The sequence below is a fragment of the Pedobacter sp. genome, assembly GCF_045627485.1.
GTDB lineage: Bacteria > Bacteroidota > Bacteroidia > Sphingobacteriales > Sphingobacteriaceae > Pedobacter.
On record NZ_JAZQNU010000102.1, the window covers coordinates 1 to 2282 of the forward strand.

Here is a 2282-nt window from a genome sequence, read left to right on the forward strand (position 1 = left end):
ACGCATGAATGAAGAAACATTATTTTTTCACTTCAAAGGTAAATACTTTTCTCCCAGGAATTCCATCCTCAGAAAGCCCTTCAATCACGCCAATGTAATGACCGGTCTGATCTGAGGTGTAAAAAGCAATATTTCCGTTACCCTGCTGATCAGTGGTCAGATTTGGAGACCAATACAGTACATTTCTGAAATCAGGAATGCGGCTGTTTTTCTGATCGGGAGTTTCGTAAACCGGCGAATAAAATTCACGCTGCAACTGCATGCCTTCATAATCTAATACGACGGCACGTGGATCTATATCCATACCCCCAAGGTCATTTTTATAGGTATTCAATTTAATGATTCCTTCCAACACAGTAGGGCCCCAGTAATATTTATGGGCGATCACATCCATGCTTTTAATTTTCAGGGGATCCAGCGCCATCACCTGGTCCATATTAAAATAAGGTACCCCATCGAGCAGCACCAGTGGATTGGCGTCCAGGAAACGCCTTGCGTTAGCCACCTTCAGCTGATACCCTCTTTTGCTACGATAGACGCTAACCTCGGGAACAAATTCCCTTAACACCTCTTCCATTGTGGTAAATCGAGTATAGTCGTCCAGTTTATAGACCTTCGAAGGTTTACCATAAAAGGCAATGCTGTCTATTCCCGGAGCGTAGTATCGACGCAACTGCTCGCCCGCAAAGGTGTTTCTAACCTGCATGCTCAGACTATGCTCCTGCAGTAACTCAAGTTGTGCCGGATTAACGCTAAAATCTGCCAATGGTGTGGCATTGAACTGCTCGGCAAAAGGACTTTCAAGGGATCCGGTTAAATTGCTGTCCACCTGGTTATTGGTTTGCAATACAACTTCATTGGGACCGTAAAAATCTCTTGTATTAAAGATTAGGCGGCCAGTGCTATCGCTTTTGGCGCCATAAAACTGCACACGCTCGCCAATCACACCCAGGTAAGCCATTTTATCTTTAACCGCCTGTCCCTGTGTGTTGGTTATTTTTCCTGTGATAAGATGCCCTGTATATTCCGGAAGGAATTTAAACATAGGTTTTTGTGCCGCGAGCGCCTGCTCCCAATTGAACTGTCGCCAACCTTGGGTGAGCAACAAAAGATCCAGCGCTTCATCCGTTTCCGTGTATTCATTTTGAAAATAATAGGTAGGCGATTCCAGGTGACCTTTTATCGCGGAACCAAGCCATAAATAACTAACAATATCTACTTGTTCAGCTTGCTGTAAAGCATCCAGCTGGTGGATGGATATGGAAAGGTCAGCGGTTTGTGCAAGGCCGGTTTCGTTCAATGCGTTGAGTTTAACCTTCACCTGTTGCCGAGTTTGATATGCTGTTAAATCAGCTGCGGCTTCGATTGTTAACTTCCGCTCAGGACGCTTAAAAAACAAACGTTCTGCTACAGGCTGCCCCTTTCCGTTAAATAGGGTTAAATAGGAAATACCATCCCTTAATTTCTTTTTATCGATAGCGAGGGTGGTCGTTCCAGCAGTTAAATTAAGGCGTTCTGCCAGGGTCACTTCTTTACCGTTATGAATAAACAGGTAAACACCATCCTGATCGGCAAGATTTGTATTTACCTGAAGATCAAGGCGGCCAGTCGTTGACCGCAGACTTAAAACATAACCCTGTCTTTTAACCGCAGGTAAGTCTTTAACCATTAAATCCTTTCCTTCACTTGTCACCAGGGCTTTATAACGGCTATTGGCTGCAGGCGTAAATTGAAACGATCCCATGCCGAATTTTTTAGTTTCAAAAGTCGCTACCTGCTCATTGCGTTCATTGACGATGACACCGTTGAGGTTTATGCCTTTGCCATATTGGTCGGTCGCTTTAAAAGCAACTTTTGAGGAGATACCTGCAACCAGGTCGCCGCCTTCAGGAAAAAACTGGAGGTCGTCTTTGCTTTTTTCTGCTTTTTCTGTTTCCGGTGCATTTAAAGGGTTAACAATGCTGATTTGCTTTTCAAAGAAGGTTTCGGGACCGAAGTTCTTCATCCAACTGGTATAAGCACGCAATTTATAACGCCCGTTTGCTGCGGTAACAGGTACATATAGAGATCCGTTACCACTACCCGCTTTCATATCGATTTTGGCCTGTAAAATGGCATTGTTGTTTTGGTCGAGTACATCTACATACACGACCTGGCTAAACATGTCCGATGCCCCATCCCGTTGTTCATAGACTTTAAACCACAACAGTTCACCGGTGAGGTAAAATTCTTTATCGGTATGCACATAGAGCTTCTCCTTCGGCACCGTTTGATTATGGAGG

General features: G+C 44.3%; 1 protein-coding gene. It reads right to left on the bottom strand.

What is annotated here, in order from left to right:
* Positions 1–19: 19 nt before the first annotated feature.
* Positions 20–2282, bottom strand: a 2263-nt coding sequence (locus tag ACR2F3_RS07880) for a hypothetical protein (RefSeq protein ID WP_432709437.1), incomplete at its 5' end; no start/stop codon positions are given.